The organism is Pseudomonas sp. 51_B (genome assembly GCF_017491595.1).
GTDB lineage: Bacteria > Pseudomonadota > Gammaproteobacteria > Pseudomonadales > Pseudomonadaceae > Aquipseudomonas > Aquipseudomonas promysalinigenes.
Map to the genome: position 1 here is coordinate 1 of NZ_JAFGYW010000579.1, position 244 is coordinate 244.

The following is a 244-nucleotide window of genomic DNA, read 5'->3' on the forward strand; positions in this document are numbered from 1 at the left end:
TATGGCGGATAGCACCCTCGGTGAAGATCGCGATATCGGTGGTGCCGCCGCCGATGTCCACCAAGCACACGCCCAACTCTTTCTCGTCATCGGTCAGCACCGAGTAGGCCGAAGCCAGCTGCTCGAGTGTCTGGGCATCCCCTATACCGGCAGCGGCATCCTCGCTTCGGCACTGGCAATGGACAAACTTCGTACCAAGCAGGTATGGCAGAGCCTGGGTATTCCTACCCCTCGCCATGCAGTA

The 244-nt window shown here is 59.8% G+C and carries 1 pseudogene; it reads right to left on the minus strand.

Features of this window, described 5'->3' with window-relative positions:
- Positions 1-244: pseudogene (locus J5M56_RS26955) on the minus strand (hypothetical protein); the annotation flags it as partial.